The organism is Variovorax brevis (assembly GCF_030317105.1).
In the GTDB taxonomy this organism is placed as follows: domain Bacteria; phylum Pseudomonadota; class Gammaproteobacteria; order Burkholderiales; family Burkholderiaceae_C; genus Variovorax; species Variovorax brevis.
Genome location: NZ_JASZYG010000041.1, coordinates 1 through 19,222, shown reverse-complemented (window position 1 = coordinate 19,222; position 19,222 = coordinate 1). Strand labels below are relative to the sequence as shown.

At 62.1% G+C, this 19,222-nt stretch carries 13 protein-coding genes and 1 pseudogene; 4 read left to right on the top strand and 10 right to left on the bottom strand.

Features of this window, described 5'->3' with window-relative positions; genetic code table 11:
• Nucleotides 1-52: 52 nt before the first annotated feature.
• The 3 genes from QTI66_RS38155 to QTI66_RS38145 form a co-directional block, all read right to left on the bottom strand.
• Complete coding sequence (locus QTI66_RS38155) at nt 53-694, bottom strand: hypothetical protein (RefSeq protein WP_286565581.1); 642 nt, start codon at nt 692-694, stop codon at nt 53-55.
• 3,081 nt (nt 695-3,775) lie between these two features.
• Nucleotides 3,776-4,399 carry a hypothetical protein gene (locus tag QTI66_RS38150; RefSeq protein ID WP_286565580.1) on the bottom strand — a complete coding sequence of 208 codons (624 nt, stop codon included), beginning with the start codon at nt 4,397-4,399 and terminating at the stop codon, nt 3,776-3,778.
• Complete coding sequence (locus QTI66_RS38145; protein ID WP_286565578.1) at nt 4,396-4,893, bottom strand: hypothetical protein; 498 nt, start codon at nt 4,891-4,893, stop codon at nt 4,396-4,398. The genes QTI66_RS38150 and QTI66_RS38145 overlap by 4 nt, the downstream gene beginning before the upstream one ends.
• Before the next feature lie 269 nt (nt 4,894-5,162).
• Here QTI66_RS38145 and QTI66_RS38140 point away from each other — a divergent pair, with 269 nt between their 5' ends.
• Entirely contained in the window at nt 5,163-6,158 is a 996-nt protein-coding gene (locus tag QTI66_RS38140) for a caspase family protein (RefSeq protein ID WP_286565577.1), read from the top strand.
• A gap of 80 nt (nt 6,159-6,238) precedes the next feature.
• Complete coding sequence (locus QTI66_RS38135) at nt 6,239-7,828, top strand: phospholipase D-like domain-containing protein (RefSeq protein ID WP_286565576.1); 1,590 nt, start codon at nt 6,239-6,241, stop codon at nt 7,826-7,828.
• Between the two features lie 34 nt (nt 7,829-7,862).
• Here the strand turns inward: QTI66_RS38135 and QTI66_RS38130 are convergent, their stop codons facing one another.
• The 5 genes from QTI66_RS38130 to QTI66_RS38110 form a co-directional block, all read right to left on the bottom strand.
• The gene (locus QTI66_RS38130; RefSeq protein WP_286565575.1) at nt 7,863-9,302 is read right to left on the bottom strand and encodes a hypothetical protein; all 1,440 of its coding nucleotides are present in this window, start codon (nt 9,300-9,302) and stop codon (nt 7,863-7,865) included.
• Between the two features lie 67 nt (nt 9,303-9,369).
• Nucleotides 9,370-10,764: a hypothetical protein gene (locus QTI66_RS38125; RefSeq protein ID WP_286565574.1), complete on the bottom strand. Its 1,395-nt coding sequence runs from the start codon at nt 10,762-10,764 to the stop codon at nt 9,370-9,372.
• Entirely contained in the window at nt 10,764-11,843 is a 1,080-nt protein-coding gene (locus QTI66_RS38120; protein ID WP_286565573.1) for a serine/threonine-protein kinase, read from the bottom strand. Before QTI66_RS38120 ends, QTI66_RS38125 begins: the two co-directional genes overlap by 1 nt.
• A 158-nt stretch (nt 11,844-12,001) precedes the next feature.
• Entirely contained in the window at nt 12,002-13,816 is a 1,815-nt protein-coding gene (locus QTI66_RS38115; RefSeq protein ID WP_286565572.1) for a sensor histidine kinase, read from the bottom strand.
• A gap of 22 nt (nt 13,817-13,838) precedes the next feature.
• Entirely contained in the window at nt 13,839-14,510 is a 672-nt protein-coding gene (locus QTI66_RS38110) for a response regulator (protein WP_286565571.1), read from the bottom strand.
• Nucleotides 14,511-14,839: 329 nt separating this feature from the next.
• Between QTI66_RS38110 and QTI66_RS38105 the strand changes: the two genes are divergently transcribed.
• Nucleotides 14,840-15,406 carry an ECF-type sigma factor gene (locus tag QTI66_RS38105; protein ID WP_286565570.1) on the top strand — a complete coding sequence of 189 codons (567 nt, stop codon included), beginning with the start codon at nt 14,840-14,842 and terminating at the stop codon, nt 15,404-15,406.
• 471 nt (nt 15,407-15,877) lie between these two features.
• Nucleotides 15,878-17,719, top strand: coding sequence for a hypothetical protein (locus tag QTI66_RS38100; RefSeq protein WP_286565569.1), 1,842 nt, complete (start codon nt 15,878-15,880; stop codon nt 17,717-17,719).
• Nucleotides 17,720-17,789: 70 nt separating this feature from the next.
• Here QTI66_RS38100 and QTI66_RS40065 read toward each other — a convergent pair.
• Both QTI66_RS40065 and QTI66_RS38095 read right to left on the bottom strand, forming a co-directional pair.
• A pseudogene (locus tag QTI66_RS40065) lies at nt 17,790-17,897 on the bottom strand (IS6 family transposase); the annotation flags it as partial.
• Nucleotides 17,898-18,619: 722 nt separating this feature from the next.
• The coding region (locus QTI66_RS38095) for an IS110 family RNA-guided transposase (protein ID WP_286565568.1) at nt 18,620-19,222 on the bottom strand (603 nt) is incomplete at its 5' end.

The window sequence follows — 19,222 nt, the reverse complement described above, 5'->3', positions numbered from 1 at the left end:
TTTTAGTGACTACATGTATCAACCGAAATAATCCTCCGCAGAGGAGGATTCATCAGCGGCGACAAGTACTTGCCGTCGTTGGAGTGACTACAGAGAGCGGGGAACTCGCGTCTAATGAGATCTGCAGCGCGGATCCGATGGCGCCTACCGCGTCGATGTCCGCGCCTGGCCAATCTCCACCACAGTCCGATTTTAGATCAGTCAGTTGGACATAGTGAAATACAGCACCTGGTCGAACATACTTCGCTATATCTATCGCGGCAGTCCCTCCTGACACCTTCCCAATGTCGATCCACTTCAACCCATCTTCTGATATGGCTAGATTCGTTGGTTCGATAGCTGGCCCTATTTCGAATACATAGAGGTCCGGACCTTTAACATCGACAAGCGCATTGTCCTGAAAGCGTAGTTGAATTGTTCCGCCGCAGCCTAGTGTTGTATAGGGGATTGGGACTTGACTATCGTCCCTAAAGTTTGGCGGTCCAAGTACGGCGGATGACTGGCTATAGGGGTCTTTGGCCGCCGGGGCGCCGATGCTGAACGACACCAATTCATCTGCGAAAGACAGATCTCCCAATGGGAAATCGATCTTGTTGCCTCTGCTATCGACATACGTTTTTGGGGTCTGCGCCGCACCGTAAATGGGGGGCATGAGGCAAGAAAATACACAAACAATTGAAATTGCGATTTTCATTTTTGATACTCCATTATCAGTCACCGCGACTTCCGCATTGTCTTCTATAAAGAATCTGCGAGCAAATCGTACCGTGGTATTTGCAAATTCAACAGCGACGTCGGACGTCGAAAAGGGGTCACCTGAGTGGCGCCAGAGTGAGATCGGTGCAACTTTACGCTGCAATTTGCGCGAAATGCGGCGTCGGAGGTCTTGATGACGCTTGGCGTTGCGATCTGTTCTCGAATTAATTCAATTGCATTTTGGAGCACTTGCAACGATTCGGACGTTGCTATGCAGGAGATGAACTGCCACATAATTCCGCCGGGAGGATGCGGATTGCCATGGACATAAAGCACGAGCATTGGACGTCCGATAGGTAGAGCGGCAACACGTGCCGCACGTTTAGGGAACGCTAACTTGCCGGCGAATCTGAATTTCAAAAAATTCTGCGTTCAAGTAGCAATGGGTTTTTGAAGAGAGGAGTTGCGTAACCTAAATCTGTTCCCCTGTGGCTGAGGCCAGCCCGACGAAGTTTCCAAGCGCCGCACCGAGTCCGACCCACATGCCTTTTCTGAATCGCATCCCAAATCGCAGGCGGCAGAGTTTGACTGGACAAATCAACGCCATCCGTCATCAGGATGATTGCGCGATGTCCTGTGGCAGGCCTAAGGTCGAAGGCGGAGGGCGCTATTTCTACGTCTCGGATAATTCATGAAGACATGGGCACGCTAGTGAGCAACTACTTTAGACGATCAACGAGAATTTTCCAGTGTCTGCCGCACCTGAAATTTCAAGGTGCAGATGGCACCAAAATAGTGAGCGCAAAAAGCGATCTGCGGAGTTGTGACAAGTTCGGGCACCCTCGCGGGGTGCTGCCATGCGACCAGGCCGCATTGACTCTAAAGAATAATCTGCTCAAAGTCTCTACCCAAGCCCTCCGAGAAAGGTCGTATTCGTCTAAATTGATTCGGTACAACCTGCTCAATTCCCACGCATTCGTTACAAGGGAAAAAACGAGGGGCAAGCATTGTGCGGTGACGCACGCGTGTCGTCCCTAGGTCATACGCACGGGGAGGACCACACTGACCAGGCCGCCCGCCGTAGCGTACGAAATTTTGGTCATAAACTCTCAGCGAAGCCTCTCGCCCCACTGTTCGACATAAGCTTGCCGTGCTCTCTGGGTTGTAGTCCTCTACAGCTTGATAGAAGCCCAACAGATCTGAAAAGAGGTCTTCAACCGCAAACCCGCTATGTGCCGCCCAGTCCCACAGCGGAAAGGCTTGGAGAGCCTCAAAGCTGGAGCATGTGTCGGAAAAAATCGAAAGGGCAATTCTCTTCTTTATCGCAGTGTTGAGACCTCGTCTCACCAGCCAGCGCGAATCGACCCTTAACACCGGATCGTTTTGGTAGAACCTCACCTCAAACGCCGATGGCCCTCTCGCGCCTCCGACGTGCCCACGCGGACCCCCTTCACGCAAGAGGTCGCGCCATAGGTCATGAACGACCCTGTTCGTAGCATGACTCCAATCTATCCAACCACAGCAGCAGGAGTATTCCAAACGGCCGGTCGCAACGTCATCACGATCACTCATTTCAGCCTTCCAGTCGTAAAAAACTCAATAAAGAACTTCGAGAGCAGTGTTGCTCAATGCCGCTGAATACCTATTCGCCATCCTTTGCGTGCGTGAATGCATTCGAATAGCCACGATCGTGTTTCAGCGATGTGTGCCGCCCAGTATGGCGGTGCGGCTCGCGGTGGACAAGATGACGTTGGTCGTAGCCATCACGGCGAAGCAGAGCGCAACGTTGCAGATGAAGCTCAGCGGAATTTATCTTCGCCTGATGCCATCCGGCCTCGGATATCTGCTCGTAAAGTTCCACGTATATCCGCGGTCTATGAGACTTCGGTGCAAAGAGGACCGTTCTTCTTGAGTTACCACCGCGGGGCTCATCGGTCCCGATCGTACTCGTATTTCTTGGGTAGTAGCAAAAAACGTTCTGTCCGTTGCATCAGGAGATGGGAGGCCGGCGAGAGCCAAATCACCACGCAGGTTTATTAGGTACCACACCGCCGCGATGAAAGCCGCAGCCTCGTTGTCCATACCGACAACTGGAATGCCCCGCATGTCGGCAATTATGTGTACGCACTCATGTATAACTGTGGCCCGGTCATTGTCGCTCGTCAAAGTGTCCGGACCATTTAGATATAACGTGTCAGTGCTCGGATCATACATACCCGCGACGCGTCTCACGCGCCCACCCGCCCTCAAACGCGGCAAGAGATTTGGATTCGTGGCAATTCTCAGCGGATAGGGGCGAGAGACAGCTAGAATTTGCTCAGCGAGCTCTTTGAATTGGCGGCCTGTCACTAAAACACCGCCTACTTGGAAATTTATGCCTAGGCATTCGCGACTTGTTAGAAGAGTTGCTAGATCGTGTCGTATCGTCATTAGTCTCTCCGAGTTCTATAGGGAAACGCTCACTAATGAGCGGCGCATGTCGCGTCTTCTAAAGACCACCTCGAGTCGAACGCATTCCCGCCGGTGGACCACGTTCACGCTCGTGCCTAATAGAGAGCAAACAACGCTTCGACCTTCCTCGGCTATTGGTGGTTAAGATGATTACTCCATCATGTAACAACGTGTGTTTTCGTCGTTCTCCCTGCGAGATATCCGAATAAATCCCCAGCCAATCTGTGCGCCGGCGCCAGCCGCAACACCTATTTCCGTTGATCAAAACTCTCAAGAACCCAAGTGGTATCTATTCCACGCATGACCTCACTCCCATAATTGATCTGCCAATTGAGCGACAACGTGGCAGCGGATCACTAGAAGCGGTAGCAATTGATGTAGTCACTCGGTTGAACATTAGCATTCGCTATTCATGGCCGCCATATTGCGAGACGCATAGGGCGAGACGCATAGGGCGAGACGCATGGGGCGAAGGATCCGCCGTGTGAGACTTGGTAAAGCCACGCGCCGCAATTGCGTCCGAAGGTTTTGACAAGCCACTACTCTTCCTGCGCGGCGCTGCGAACTTGTCGTCGAAGATTGATGCGTATACAGATGAGTGGTTCATAGTGATCTGCTCATGAAGGGTTCAACGTGAAAGGAACAGCACGGTGCCCAAGCGACCGGTGCCGTGGTCCATGGCTTGCGTTCGTGCAAAAGCGAAGGCGCTGTCCAGTTCGGTGATCACGCGCGGAAGAAGGGCTTCCACCGAGTTCGCGTCATCGCCGGGCGCGAACTCCAACCGGCAGTTGCGGGTGCGACACTCGACGGTCTGCAATCGCTGGAAAAGCACCGGGTCGACTTGTCCGATCGCCTGGCGCACTTGTTGGGTGGCCGTGCGGCTCCACGCTGGGTCGGTTTCCTCTTGTCGAAAGGTGGTTTCGGCAGTCTCGGGGGGATGAGCGGGTGCGGCCGGCGCAACCGGATCCGGCGCCAGGCCCCGGCCGACTTTCAGCGTCGCAACCTCGGCCTCGAGCCGAGCGACGCGAGCAGCCAGATCCTGCGGCGCGGGTGCCGCCGGTCGTGGGGCGGCCACCTGCGTCGTCGCCACAGGCTCTGCGGCGAGAGCCGATGCGGCCGGTTGAATCGGCGCCGGCGGACCCTGCACTGCAGACGTGGCCTCGTCGCCCGGCTCAAAAGAGCCTCCGCATGCGCTGAGCGCCACGCAAAGGGCCACGCTCAGCGCCGACAGCCGCAGGCCGCGCGCGCTCATTGCACGAACTCCAGGCTGTAGATGACGCCGCCGGCCGGCAACGTGCACAACACCACTTGGGCAGACTGCTCGGGGGTCAGGGTTGCCGGCATCAGCGCGGTGACGCGGTGACCTGCATCGGTGCCGCTCATCGCGAGGGCGGACAGCATGCCGCCGGTGTTGGCCATGCTGAACAGCCGGCAGGCCCCGCTCAACCCCGACCCGTTCGCGTAGACGCGATAGCCGGTGGTGGGCGCGACGATCGTTCGCAGCACCGGGCAGATCACCGACAGCGCTGCCGTGCCGACATTCGTCGAGCCGGTGACCGTGCGGCGAAGACTGGCAGGGTTTGACGTGCCTTCGACGTTGCAGACCGATCCGTGCAGGGTATCGTAGACCCACTCCGCATGCGCGGGCGACGGCAGGCCCAGCAAAGGAAGCAGCAACGTGGCCGACGCAGCGATGCGTGCACACGCACCAAGCCGCGACCGAGGGAAAGGCAGTTGGATGGTCATGAAAGTTTCTCCTTGGGAGGTGTGGGGGCCGAACGATCTCAGTGGGGAGGCGAGCGATACGTGCATCGCGGCTCCTCGTCATCCCAGACGCTGCCGACTGCTCGAACCGGACAAGTCGCGGAGGCATCCGCCAACGGGGGTGTTCGGGCCGGAACGCCCCGCGGCGCAGTGCGGATCCTTCGAATCGACGATGCGGAGGGAAAGTTGCCGGTCCACCCTTGATGTCTTTGCGGTACGCGCCAGAATGGCAAACCGGAAGGAGCAAGCCGATGAAGAAAGCCCTCGTGATCGGTATCGACGACTACCCGGGGCACCCATTGCGTTCGTGTGTCCACGATGCAGGCAAGGTGGCCGAACTGCTGTGGGCGAACGGAGATGGGTCACCCAACTTCGACGTGGATCTCATCACCAGCGAGCGCGGCGATGTCACCAACCTGGGGTTGGAGGAGGCCATCTCCCGGTTCTTCAGGAGCGAGACGCCGGTCGAGACAGCCGTGGTGTACTTCGCGGGCCACGGCGTCGTCAACCCGCTCACCGATGCGGGCTACATCCTTGGCATGGATAGCCGCAAAGGGGCCTTGGGATTCCCGTTGTCCGAACTCCTCTCTCTCGCGAACGCCGCGTATCCGACCATCGCATCGAGCCTGATCATTCTCGATTGCTGCCACGCCGGCTTTGCTGGCGAAGTCACCGGCGCTGCAACGGCCCACGCGTCCGTCATCGGCAAAGGGGTGACCATCCTCACCGCCTGCAACACCGACCAGAAGGCCATCGAGGCAGGTGAACAGGGGGTCTTCACCAGCCTGCTGCTCGACGCACTGCAAGGGGGCTGTGCCGATGTGCGCGGCAACATCACGCCGGCGGCCATCTACACGCACATCGATCAGGCGCTCGGCGCGAAGGACCAGCGACCCCTGTACAAGGCCAACGTCCACCGTTTCATCACGCTGCGCCAAGTGGTGCCGACGATTCCGCACGAGGTGTTGCGACGGTTGCCGCTCTACTTCCCTCAGCCGGAGTACATCTTTGCGCTGGATCCTTCCTATGAGCCTGACCGCCAGAGCGTCGCAGACCCCGGAAAATACTTGCCGGCTGATCCGGCTCACGTCCGCATCTTCAAGCACCTGCAGATGTACTCCCGGCAAGGCTTGGTCGAACCCGTCGACGCCGAGGCCATGTTCTGGGCGGCGATGAATTCCACAGGGTGCAAGCTCACTGCGATGGGCCGGCACTATCACCGACTCGCCTTGAAGAAAAGGTTGTAGTCCGTTGTAGCGCAGGGAAGTGTGCAGCCCTGCGCCGCGGTGCCGCTCATCGTTTGACACCCGAACACCTGAGGTGAACCATGGCGAAACCGTCACCACGGACGATCGAAGTCGAGGGAACGTCACCGCGCCGTTTCACTCACGTGCGCCTGCTCTCCGACAACGCCACAGCCTGGAACGCAAAACGTCACCTCATCGCCAACGCGCGTCATACGCTGGACCTGTCGTACTTCATCCTCGAAGTGGATGGCACCACTTCGTGGTTGCTGCTGGATCTGATCGACGCCGCGGCGCGCGGCGTCCAAGTGCGACTTCTGGTGGACTACTTCACCACATTCCAGCAGGCTGCAGCGCTGCGCGCCTTGGGCAGCACGCCCCACCTGCAAGTGCGTCGCTTCGGCCTGCCCACGCCAACCTGGCTCGCGGCTTTGAATGCCGCGGGTATTGATGCACGGGCCTTCGTCACCGGGCTCATGACCGCCAGCGGGCCGATGTTGGCGGCCTCGTTGAAGGGCAACACGATCTTCGGCGCCTCCGTCGCCAATGATCTTCACTCGCTACCCCCGACGCCGGGGGAAGGTGGCATCGGCTTTCCGATTCAGGTTCTGGGCGCGCTCCGAGCGGAACTCAATGGCGCACCGACTGCAGCGTTCGAGTTGGCCGCCGACCGAGATGCCGCACTGAAGAAGGTTGCCCTGCTGATCCAGATCCTCAGAGGTCTCAAGCAGTTCCTTCACCGCAATCACCACAAGCTATTGCTGGCGGACGGCCAGTGGTTCGTCATGGGGGGTCGGAATTTGTCGGATGCCTACCACTGCGGCGATTCGTCACGAGGTCATGTGTTCCAGGACACCGATCTGCTGGCCCACGACGGGTGCGCCGGCGGCAGCCCGCATGCTCGAAGCTTCGATGCACTCTGGAACAGCGTGCAATCGGCCGACATCACTGTTCCTGACCCGCTCGATGCGAACCCGCCAGCGACGACAGCCACCTTTCATCAGTCGGCGAGCGCCCTACTGGCAACGCCGCCCGGGACTGACTTGCACGGCGGCACGCTGCTGCCTGACATGGACGGCGAACTGGTCGACAACCTGCCCAGTGACAAGGGTGACCCGGCCATCACGAGGGTTTATATTGCGCAGATCGAACGTCTGCGGGCCGATGGCCGTCCCGCATCGGTGGACATCGTCAGCGCCTATCTTTTCCTCACAGACGAAGCGAACACCAGCGAAACGCTGCTGGCATTGCGCAACACGCTCCTGATGGCGGTGGCAGCCGGGCTCATTGTCAACATCTACACCAACTCCCTCGCGAGCACCGATCTGAAGCCAGTGAACCGGGCTGCCTACCCGAAGCTGGTGCCGTTGATCGAAGGCGGAGTGAACGTGTTCGAACTGGCCGACGGACAGGGCTCGTTGCACACCAAGGCTGCGGCCATCGGCGACGCTTGCCTCGTCGTCGGCTCCTACAACATGGACCCACGCAGCGAGCTTTACGACACCAACAACCTGATCGTCCTTCAGGACCCGACGGGCAGCGCCACTTCTGCATTCCGGCGCACCTGCATCGAGGCACTCGCGTGGAAGCAACTGACACGCGACGCAGCGCGTCAGCTGGCGCGCGAATCGCGGACCTCACCATCAGCGGGGATCACAGACAACTTGTTGTGAATGGTGCGCGACTGCGCCTGCCGAAGGCGCGGCATCAAGGAGCAGCCTGCACACGCAGCGCCGGCAGGGCCACCGTTGGGTCGCCCAGGATGACCGTGTGTTGCCGGTCGAGCGCGGCGATCTGGTAGTACAGGGCAGCATCGAGGCTGTTCTGCAGATTCCGGTTGTAGGCCGTGCATGCGCGGGTCCACCGGCTCATGAACATGCCCACATCCCGGAACACCTGTCCCATCGCCCAGCCGACTGGCCGTCGTTCGCCACCTTCGAACAACTTGCCGTAGAGTGCGTCGACAAGGCTGTGCGCAAGCGGTTGGCCGGTATGGGGATCTCGCAGCGACCAATCGAACGTTGGTTCCACGTGACCGATGAACGCCCGCAGCGGGCGCGACGCGCCGAGCAGGCGTTGGGGCAACGGTGCGATGCAGGCGCCGCAGCCGGCGGCGACGCCGGCGAGCACACGGGCGACGTCGGACCCGGGATCGAACAGTCCGTCGTACGCGGAGACGGTGTCGCTGCCCGCGGAACAGCACGCATGCGAGTACCAGATGGCGCCGTCGGGCTGCCAGCGCTGGCACAGCGCGTCCACGTTCATGGGCTCGTGAAGGGCGTCCACGGGAACACCCAGGTGCGTCGCCATCGCCTGGCGGTCGTTCATCGGTCCGGTCATGCCGTGGCTGGTGGTCACCACCAGCCCCGGCCGCGTACGCGCCAATGCGGATGTCAGCTTGTCGTGGGTGGCATTCGAGCCGAACAGACCGGTGAAACCGGCAAAGTCAGCGTCACTGCGCCACCGGTCGGCGAGCTTGCGCGAGACCGCGCGATCCATCAGCCACGTGATGTCCGCTTGCCCATGGTCGACGCTCCACACCAGCGGTGTGATTGGGTCACACATCGAACCTGCCCAATCGCTGAGCAGCGCGTCGACATAGTGCGCAAGCGCCTGGCCCTGCAACCACAGCCGTCCAACAAAGTGCCCGAGGTTCGCGGTGTACTGGAAGGCCCATGGAATTCGATCCGGGGGGGCGAAGACGAGCAGGAAGGCAGGCAGCTGCCCGGCGCCGATCCCGCGGCGGCCAGCCAGCGAGAGCGGCCATACACGGCCGCTTGCGTCGTAGCGGAGCAGTTCGCCCACACCGTCCGGTGTGTGGCGCCAGCGCAGCACCGGGGAATCGGCGCGTGCGGCGACGAGGCGTCGAATGGGTTCAGGCGCATCGTCTGCCGTACCGCGGCGGTTCGGAGGTGCAATCACGTCGTCGTCGGGCAGCACGAGGCCCCAACCCACGTCTGGTGAGCGCCAGTTCCAGTCATGCTCTATCGGCGGCGCCCGCTGCCGCAGCGATTCGTCGTCCAGGGCTGAAGGCCGGCGCAGGGACCAGTGCAGTCGCTCCGGCTCGAGCGCAGCCGCGGCATGCGTCGTTCCGGTCCAGGCATTGCACTGGAGCGATGGCGGCAGATCCATGAAGCGATCAGTCATGGGTGCACTCCGTGGCCGAGGCGTGAGCAGTTGCTGCAGATAAACCAGGGTTTTCAGACATGGCGTTTCAATGACGGAACACCAGCTGGTGCAGCGCCCAGGCGATTTCGGGGCCGGTGACGTCACCGTGGTACTTGATGCTGCCCTGGCTGCCATCGAACGCCACGACGGGCGGGTCGCCTTGCGGCCACGCCATCGGCGTGCCGACGGCAGGAAGCGGGTCGATCAGGGCCTGGCCGGCGCGGCGCGGCCCATACCCTCCGAGTGCCGCAAATCGACTGGGTGGCGAGCCGGCGCTCGTGGACAGAGGGTCGGCGGCGATCTGCGCTTCGCCCAGGTCACCCGGCCGGCGCAGGACCAAATGAAAGATGTCGTGCAGCGCCAGGTCACTACGGGAATAGGTGCTGACGATGGGACGGATCACGCGGTCCGCGGCCAGGGCTTCGCGGTATCCACCCGGCGGCCCGGCGTCCGCGACCGCGTCCGCAAAACACAGGTGCGACACCGCCGGCTGCAACAGCAGCAGCGACGCGAGCGGGCGGGGCAGCAGGCGTGCGCAGATCGCGGACAGCAGCACCCGGCACCCGAACGAATTGCCAATGCAGTGCACGCGCGGGCCGCGATCGGCACCGCCTGTGCCCGAACGGTCCAGAACGTCGCACAACAGCGTCGCCATGCCGTTCGTCCCCACGGTGCCAGCACGGTCCTTCATCTGGTAAAGCGAGAACAGCCGCAACGCATGGCGTGGATCCAGCAGGCCCACCTGGCCAGCGACCCGCGGGCTCGCGCCCACCAAGTGCGCGTCAGTGGGATCCGAGGGCCGCGAGAAGTCGTCGATGTCCTGGTCATCAGCGCCTGGCACGGATCTCGGCATAGCCATTTCCATCGATCGCATCATGGCCAGCACGTCGCTGGCCACTGTATCGCGGCCTTGAAACGCTGCACCTTCGTCGGAAACGACACCGAAGGCCGGCGCGATGAGGCGCGCGAGTTCGGCGGCATCGGCATCGTCGATGGCCGGTGCAGCAAGCAGTGCATGGGCGCGCGCGAGGCCAGCGGCACCCCCCGCGGCCGCCACGCGGTCGGCGAGCAGGCAGACCAGTGCATTCACCCCGGCGGCCGCGCCGACCGATGCGACGGCAGGCCCCTTGTCGAACGACATCCAGATGCTGGGCCACAGGACGCCGACGAACACCGGAGCGAAAGGCCGCTCGGGTGGGTGATCGATGCAAAGGCGCTCGAACTTGCCCAGCAGATCGCCGTACATGTCCGCCGCTTCCGAGGGATCGTAGTTCCAGCCATGCACGAAGACGATGACATCGCTGTGCGCCGCCCCTCGCACTTGCTCGATCAGCCGTGTTCGGGCGACCGGCGTAGTGCAAGCTCCCTCCTTGTCGAAGCGCACCATCCACGTCGGCATGCGAACCCCGGGAAGCGGGTATGGGCCGGTCGAGAGGTCCATCAGGGGCTCCTTTGGCGAAGTCGCCTGGAGGCGGCCGGACTGATCCGACGTTGCGGCTTGCGCCGCCGTTCCCCCCGCGCGAGATCATGCACCGCGGCCGCCAGTTCAACTGCGGACGCGTAACGGTCCTCGGCCCGGGGCGACAGAGCCGTCGAGGCAAGACCCCTCCACCCTGGCTGCGTTGCAACGTGTGGCCACGCAGGCGTCGTGCCGCCATCGAACACGCCATCCGGCCGCTGCCTGGTCATCAGTTCGCACAAGATCACGCCGAGCGAGTACACGTCGGAGGCGGCCGTGGTCGACATGGCCCGCCCATGCTCGGGCGATGCGTAGGCAGGCGTCTGGCACTGCTTGGCCAGCGCCGCCGCGCCAGCTGGCGCGCCAACGGGCATTGCAATGCCAAAATCGATGAGATGCACCTCGCCCCCACCCGTCACCATGAAGTTGGATGGTTTGAGATCGCGGTGCACCACGCCACGCTCGTGGACGTGCGCAACCAACTCGGTCATCCGGACGAACAGCATCAGCCGCTGCGCCGGATCGAGCCCCTGCAATTCCGGGCCATTCGGCAAAGGCGTGCCGTCGACGAAATGCAGCACCAGGTAGGCGCCGAAACGATTGTCGATTCCGGCGTCAAGGAGCCGGGCGACGCGCCGGTGCGCCATAAGCGCCGTCATCTGTCGCTCATGGTCGACACGTTCGGCCGCGTCGGTGCTATGCGCCATGCGTTGCAGCTTAATGGCGACCGGCCGACGATGGAAGGGGTGCCGTGCCAGCCAGACCGTGCTCATCCCGCCACGACCGAGCTGCCGCAGCAGCTCGTAGGGCCCGACCTTGGAACCGGGCAAAGGCGTGGACAGGTTCAGCTCGTCAGGAAAGGTCGGACAGTCGGCCAGAAACCCACGGAACCGGCGTGAGTGGCGCGCCGACACCAAGTCCTGCGCCAGCGGCAAGAAGGTTGGGTTCTGGTTCTTCAACTCCCCGATCCACGGTTGGACGGCGCCGGACTCCAGTTCCAGGCATTCGTCCAGCAGGGGGCTGAGGCGGCGCAGGCGGTTGAGCGCATCGGTCTTGTCCATCGTGTCGGGGCGGCCGGGTCGCGACCAGCAGTGGCAGGGTGTTCCAGCCACGATAGGCTTTGCATTGCGTACCCGGATCGTCTGAACCGGCGATCAACGATTGTCTGAACGAACGATGCGCGGCCCGATTGGACCGCAACCAATCGCATCGGGAAGGGTCAGCGCCCAGCCGGCGAACCGGCGTGCTGCAGAGGCTGCGCGCGGAAATCCGGCAGATCGATCCGGATGGTGGTGCCGCCGGCCCCGGAATCGATGGCCAGTTCCACACCGGCGGCAAGCGCCCGTCGGCGCATGCCGCTCAACCCATGGCCCGCATGGCCCGCATCGACGCGAAAACCCGTGCCGTTGTCCCGCACCTCGAACACGATGCGGGCCGGGCGGGGACTGGATATCGTGCGGAACTCGATCTGCGTGGCCCCCGCGTGCTTGATCGTGTTGTTGATCGCCTCTTGCACGATGCGCAGCACCTGCGTCTTCATGCCAGGCGGCAGCACCAGGTCCGATGGAAAGGGTTCCATCTGCCAGCGGATGTGGATGCCGATGCGCTCCAGGCGCGACTGTTGGCGAATGCGCAGGCTGGCCAGCAAAGGAAGGAATTCGGCCGCATGCGTAGCGGACGAGTCCACGATCAATCGCAACTCGTCGAGGCACGAGCGCAGCAGGTCGATGACCGTGTTGCGATCGGAATGGCCACGTTCCACCACGCGCAAGGCCGCGTTCAGTTGCAACCCGAGCCCGTCATGCATGTCCTGCGTGATGCGCTCGCGTTCCTCTGAGGCGGCGCGCGCCCGCGCCAGTTCCGCTTTGGCCGCCGCCTGGGCGGACTCGACCAAGCGATCGATCACCATCCACGCAATCAGCAGCGCCAGCGGCACGCCCACATAGTGGGAGAGATAGCTCGAATCGAAGGAAACGAGATCGGATGTGATCAACAGGTCACGTACGGTCAAGGGCACGTAGACCCAGGCCACGATGCCCGCCACCACCGCCGAGGTTGTGCGCGATCGATACGCATTGCGCGCCGAAATCGCGAGCAGGACCGCCGAGCCGGGCACCCAGACGCACATCCAGAGCCCGATCACCAGCCCCAAGGCCACCCATCCCTGGAATGCCGCGTAGATGCACCCTGTGCCGACGATCGCCATGCCAAACAGCGTCCACTCCAGGGTGGGCCAGCGGAGCTTGCTCAAGCGCAGCAGGAACGGCGTGAAGAAGATGAAGAACCAGCCTTGCGCGGAATTGACCAGTACCGCATAGGCCGTGGCATTAAACGGTGCATCCTGCACGAAGTAGTTGGTGTAGCGGACCGCCCACGCAATCATGGCCAGGCCGAACAACCCGTAGGTGGGTTCGCGGTTCATCCGAACCCACGTCGCGATGCCGATGAACGCTGCGACGACGGCCACGGCGAACGAGAGCACGGCACCTTTGACGTGCAGGGCATATAGGCTCGCCCCCCTGGCTTGCAGCGAGCCGGCTTCGCCCCAGTACACCCATCCGAGTCCCCCATTGCTGTTGCGATATGCGAAGAGCCGGATGTCCAGCACGTTTGCGCCCGGCCGCAACAGTGCGGCCGGCACCTCCACGAAAAATGGCGTGTTCCAGTTGCGGGTCACCGGGTCAGTCATGCGCCCACCCGACAGCACACGTTGTCCGTTGACGAAGATTTCGCCGTTCATCGTCAGGCGCGGAACGAGGATTCCCAAGCGGGCCGGCGCGCCGGCACCGAGGTCCAGAGGCATCCGGTACCAGCCGATGCCTTCGGTTTGGCGGCGGCTCCGCGACCAGTTGTCGGGCAGCCGGACATCGGCCCATGGTCGATCCTCCGGCGGTGGCGACGCGTCATCGGCCAACAGAAAGCGAGCCCGTTCGACCCGGCGTTCGTCATCCCCATCCACCAGGACACACCCGCCCAGCGAGAGGAGCCAAAGGCATAGGGCCATGGCAACGAACAGGACTCGAAAAGCGGGCATGAGAACACCGCGCCATGTCACTTCAGTCGAGCAGACCAAGTTGGCGCGCCTCGTACAAGGCCTCCGCCTTGTTGTGCACGTCCAGCTTCCCGTAGATGTTGCGCACGTGCGCCTGCACGGTGGTGACGGAGATCTTGAGGTGCGTTGCAGTCTCTGAGTACGTGCACCCGCGCGCGACGAGTTGAAGTACCTCGAGTTCGCGGGGTGACAGCGCGTCGATCTTGCGATCGCTGCGTGCCGCGGGGACGGGCGGCTTCCTGGCGCCTTCCTGCCACCGCGAGAGCAGTTGGCTGGCGATCATCGGTGACATCGGCGCGCCGCCCGCGTGCAAGCTCAGCACATGGGTCGCCAGTTCGTCCTCGGTCCCGTTCTTGAGCAGGTAGCCTCGGGCCCCGGCTTCGAAAGCCTGAAGCATGTGGTAAGCATCGCCGAAGGTAGACAGCACCATGATCTCGCATTTCGGCTGCAGGCTGCGGCACAGGCGGATCACTTCAGTGCCGGGGCGATCGGGCAGACCCAGGTCGACCAGCAACACGTCGACAGGGTTCTTCGCCAACCAACGCATCATCTCCAGCGCAGTCGCACTGGTCTGCAGCAGGTGCAGTCTCGGGCTCGCCCGTATCACTTTGGCGATGACAGCCAGAACCTCGGGTTCATCTTCCACCAGCGCCACGGTCACAGGTCGCTCGTCCATGGGTCGCCCCCCACATTGGGTTGAAGTTGGCTGCCCCCGGGGCAGCCCGCCCGGTTTCAATCTTTGCACAATTCGGCACACGGTGGCGCAGGTGCCGCCTCGTTCGAACAAAGGATGCGTTGAACGACCAGATCCGCCTCACGGGCCCAAAAGGCGAACCCCGGTCCGGGATCAGCCCGGTCTCCACTTCAAGCCCGCGCCAATGCCCTAGATCCGGCAACCCACCAGCCGTGATCTGTTCGCATCACCGCGGACATCGTTCGAACTAACAAGCGACAGCGCGTCGACGGCTTCGTACGATTTGGGCGGCTCGACAACGGGAGCAGACCATGGACGACGACATTGCGGCACAGATTCACCGCGTGAACGCGAAGGAACCCGGAGCGCAGGACGCGCTGTTCGCAGCAGCCTACGGCGAACTTCGCCGCCTTGCCCGATCCCGTTTGCGAAGCATAGGACGGTGTTCGTCCCTGGACACCACCGAACTCGTGCACGAATCCTACTTCCGCTTCATCCGGCGCGGGGAATTGCAGACTGAAAGCCGGCGTGCCTTCTTCGCCTATGCAAGCTGCGTGATGCGGTCGGTTATCGTCGACGAAGCACGCGGGCGACTGACCGATCGCCGTGGCGGCGATTCGAAGTTCATCACGCTCGACACCCAGGTGGAAGAAAGCACGGCGAATGGCGAGGGTGAGTTGGTTTGGGTTCACGAAGCGCTGGAGGTGCTCGCGGAAGTCGAGCCCCGCCTGGCGAAGGTGGTGGAAATGCGCTACTTCGGCGGCTACGCTGAGGTGGAGATCGCGGACGCGCTCGGCACCACCGACCGAACCGTTCGCCGTGACTGGGAAAAGGCGCGGATGCTGCTACGCGCTTTGCTCGAAGAAGGACCGCACTGACAACAGAGTTTGGACGGATGTATGCACGGCTACTGCTCCTCAACGATCACAGGCCCCGATCTTGTGCAGCACCACGCAGCCCGCCCGCACCATCAGAGTCAGAAATAGGCGTCATTTGGCCTCAATTGCTTGAAGCGCCGGAGGGCATGCATCGAAGCGAGGTAGCGCGCCGAAGCACTCCATCCCGAGTTGGAGACGACGCGTACATCGTCAGACTTGTTGGCGCCATGATGCTGGAGTAGAACGACGAGGTGGTCGCTCAAACGGCGATGGATGCAGTCTCAGGGCCCATCGGCAGCGGCAGACTTCGGTTGAAATTGGCGTGAGATTCCAATGTCAACGCGCTTCTGCACGAGGCTGCCGATCCTGTGTTGGTGAATTTTCCGGGCTTGCGTTTGAGGGCAAGGCTTGGCTTGTATGGGCGCCCTCGGGATTTCTCAGGTGCCTCGTGTGTGCGTTTCAGGAGGCAGGATGCATTGGCTCTTCTTCATCCTCGGGATCCCGGCGACGTTCTTTGCCGCCGCCGCCTTGTTCGGATGGCGATATCGCGAAGCAATCAAGGCTGCGATGTTCAGGTCTGGAGCGATCGCGGTTCTGCCGCCGGTTACTACACCGATGCCATTGGCGGAGGCGTCGCGACCGCTGAGAGTGGAGAGGATCGGCGAGGAAGACTTGCGGCTCATTGGCAGCGCTGCCGAGCGGGCCATCGCTCGCGCCAAGGCCATCACAAAATCCGTCGACCGTTGCTATCTGATCTCGGGTGGTGCGCTCTGGAGCACGCTGGTTGTGTTGCAAGCGTGGGTGGCGCCGCCAGCTTTTCACCGGGCCCTTTCACTCGTCGTGCTGCTTGCGGCGCTTCCAGGGCTCATCGTGTTGGTGAATGTCGTCGCGCACTCGTGGCGCACCTGGGCCGTCATTGGCCTCATGTATTGCGTCGTCATCATGATGGCGATCGCTAAGCTCGGCTGGTATTCGGGCAGCGCTTCGTGGGCGATTGCCATTGCACTGGACTTGGCTGACGTGTATGCATGGCCAGCAATGACGATGCTCCTTCTCGTGCAGCGACGCCTGCGACCCTTCTTGGTGGGCATCGCCCCGATACTCGTCTTTGTTGTCACGGCGGTCGCGGCGGTCTCGCTGGCGGTCAGCACCCATGCCCTGCCCGAAGATATTGGCGAGTTCAAGCAACGCCCCGAGTACCGTTGGCCGCCTTCCCTCATGCTCGCATTCGCCTGGGCGGCTGTGCCGGCAGCAGTCTGGGTCTTCCTGCGCATTTTGCGGAACGCGGACCGGCTGAGGTACGCAGTTCCCCTGGCGGCCATCGGGGCCGCCGGTGTTGCTGCGGACGAACTCCTGCGGCCCACATTTCCGATTGGTCCTCTCCTCGCGGCCGTGCCAGCCGGTGTCCTTCAATGCTCGGTTGTCTGGGTCTTCTTCAAGGGCTTTGTCGGCCTCGAGACAACCCGCTGGGTGTCGCCCTCGACGCTGCAGTTCCATGTTTGCTGGATGTACCTGGCGATCTACACGCTGGCACTGCTCGGCGCCCAGGTCGAGATCATGTCGCCGGCCGAGCGTTACGTTGTCTACACGATCTACGGGGCCAGCTTGATCGCCTATTTCATTCTCTTGCATGGACTGCTGCGCGTGGCCTGGAAGTCTGGGTCCGGCAGTGCTCCGAAGCGGCTCCTGCTTCTGCGCGTGTTCGGCAGCACCGACAAACGCGAACGCCTTCTTGACGCACTGGAAGACATGTGGCGACGTGTGGGCCGCGTGGATCTGCTCGCAGGGATCGATCTCGCAATGCGTACGCTCGGGTCATGGATGCTCGAGTGTTTTCTTCTCCGGCGCCTCAATGCCCAATTCCTGAGCACCGAGGCGGATGTGGACCGACGGCTAGCGCGGCTCCAGAGCGAACTCGAAGGCGATCTCTGCTATCCGGTGAACGAGATTTGTTGCTATGTTGGCGCTTGGCAGGCGGCAGCCATGAAGCTGTCGGTCGCATCTGACGTGGTTCTGATCGATCTTCGCGGATTCGCGCGCAAGAACAGTGGTTGTGTGTTTGAGCTCACCTACCTGATCTGGCGCGTTCCGTTGGCGAGAGTCGTCGTCCTTGTCGATAAGTCGACCGATGAGGCAGCGCTGATCGATGTCGCCAACGCCGCCTGGGCCACATCCCCTCGAGATTCCCCGAATGCCGATGCGCGAGCACTGCCGCTACGGGTGCTCGCGATTGATAGGTCATCATCGGTGGCGACCGTGTCCAGGGCGTTGTTTCGCGCGGCATATCAATGTGATGCTTCTCGGTCCTCGTGAGGGCGGCGCCAAATGCGGTTCTGTCGCAGTACTGAGGTGAACTCCAAGAAGCCAAGCTGCCATCTGGCGCTCAGAAGGCCAGCGAGTAGAACGTCGATGCTGCGGGCGAGACTTGGCCTTCAGCGCAATCGAGCTGGCCCTTCTTGATCATGAGCATCAGCTCAATGCCGGCAATCAGCCGTGCGTGCGCAGGGAGGCGTCCATACCGCTCGCGCTACCCGGTGTCGTCAATGTGCTTCGCGCCGCTGGCCTATCTCTGGCGCGGACACCTGATCGATCGGTGAAGGTGACGCCGGCCAGCAGGCTGACGCCTGAACTGCGCGATCGTGAAGGAGAGTGTGCAAAAGTGTGGGAGGCTGCAAGGGACTGCGGCCTTGCTTCGAGTTGCTCATGAGGCGGCCATCTTCGCTACTCTGGCGGCCATCGAACGGTCGGAGGCAAACCATGCGCTTGATCATTGAGGCACGAATTGCTGAGGCCGCCGACATCGGCGACGCAGTGGACGGTGCCGTGACGTTGGCTGTGCTCAAGCGGGGCGACCGCAGTCTTTCCAAGTTGGGCCTCACCCTTGCTGAAGGCCGTGTCCTGCTGGCCCGGGCCCAAGACGTATGGTCTCGCAGCAGGTTGACGGGTGGATGTCGGGCGAGACAAACTGCCGCCGGTGCGGCACGACGCTCAGCCACAAGGACAGTCGCAGCATTGTGGTGCGGACGGTGTATGGGAACGTGGCCGTCAGGAGCCCGAGATTGTGGTCGTGCCGCTGCCGTGCGGCGCCAGGGACAGCACGCAGTTCAATCAGTCCGCTTTGCAAGGCGCTGCCCAATCGGGTGACACCGGAACTGGAATACCTTCAGGTGGAATGGGCCGCCCATCTGCCCTACCGGCAGGCCACGGCGCTACTCAAGGAGGTCCTTCCGCTCGCGACACGTGGTCTGCATCGAATGGCGTGTCTCTGGTCAGCACCGCCCACAGAATGCGGGCGTTCTTGTTGGCCAAAGCCACCACCGCCTTCTGCCAACCGATGCGCTCGCGCAACTCGAGCACCCACTGCGAGATGCTGTCCTTCCTGCGGTGTGCCGTCATCACGGCAACTCTCGCGCCCAGGATGAGCAGTGTTCGAAGGTATTGATCGCCCCGCTTGGTGATGTGTCCGAGGCTGGCCTTGCCGCCGCTGGAGTTCTGCCGGGGCACCAGGCCGAGCCAGGCGCCGAACTGTCGGGCGGTCCTGAACTGCTTGAAGTCGCCTACAGTGGCCACCAACGCCGAGGCGGTCACCGGGCCGATGCCTATCACGCGCGCCGCCTGGGCAGCCTGCGCATCGGCCTTGACGTGAGCTGCGATGCGCTGGTCGCACCATGCGATGTGTTCATCGAGTTCCTGCCAGTGGATGTGCTGTGCTCCGCAAAATCTCGTCTGCTGACGCGGGATAGTGACCTTGAACGGTTGATTAGGAAAAGCGAGCGGCTCGGCGGCCAGCCGAGCTCTGCTACAGGGGCGCTGTTG

Coding starts and splice junctions, on each gene's coding strand:
- QTI66_RS38155 (WP_286565581.1), bottom strand. CDS start 694: ATGAAAATCGCAATTTCAATTGTTTGTGTATTTTCTTGCCTCATGCCC.
- QTI66_RS38150 (WP_286565580.1), bottom strand. CDS start 4,399: ATGAGCGCGCGCGGCCTGCGGCTGTCGGCGCTGAGCGTGGCCCTTTGC.
- QTI66_RS38145 (WP_286565578.1), bottom strand. CDS start 4,893: ATGACCATCCAACTGCCTTTCCCTCGGTCGCGGCTTGGTGCGTGTGCA.
- QTI66_RS38140 (WP_286565577.1), top strand. CDS start 5,163: ATGAAGAAAGCCCTCGTGATCGGTATCGACGACTACCCGGGGCACCCA.
- QTI66_RS38135 (WP_286565576.1), top strand. CDS start 6,239: ATGGCGAAACCGTCACCACGGACGATCGAAGTCGAGGGAACGTCACCG.
- QTI66_RS38130 (WP_286565575.1), bottom strand. CDS start 9,302: ATGACTGATCGCTTCATGGATCTGCCGCCATCGCTCCAGTGCAATGCC.
- QTI66_RS38125 (WP_286565574.1), bottom strand. CDS start 10,764: ATGGACCTCTCGACCGGCCCATACCCGCTTCCCGGGGTTCGCATGCCG.
- QTI66_RS38120 (WP_286565573.1), bottom strand. CDS start 11,843: ATGGACAAGACCGATGCGCTCAACCGCCTGCGCCGCCTCAGCCCCCTG.
- QTI66_RS38115 (WP_286565572.1), bottom strand. CDS start 13,816: ATGCCCGCTTTTCGAGTCCTGTTCGTTGCCATGGCCCTATGCCTTTGG.
- QTI66_RS38110 (WP_286565571.1), bottom strand. CDS start 14,510: ATGGACGAGCGACCTGTGACCGTGGCGCTGGTGGAAGATGAACCCGAG.
- QTI66_RS38105 (WP_286565570.1), top strand. CDS start 14,840: ATGGACGACGACATTGCGGCACAGATTCACCGCGTGAACGCGAAGGAA.
- QTI66_RS38100 (WP_286565569.1), top strand. CDS start 15,878: ATGCATTGGCTCTTCTTCATCCTCGGGATCCCGGCGACGTTCTTTGCC.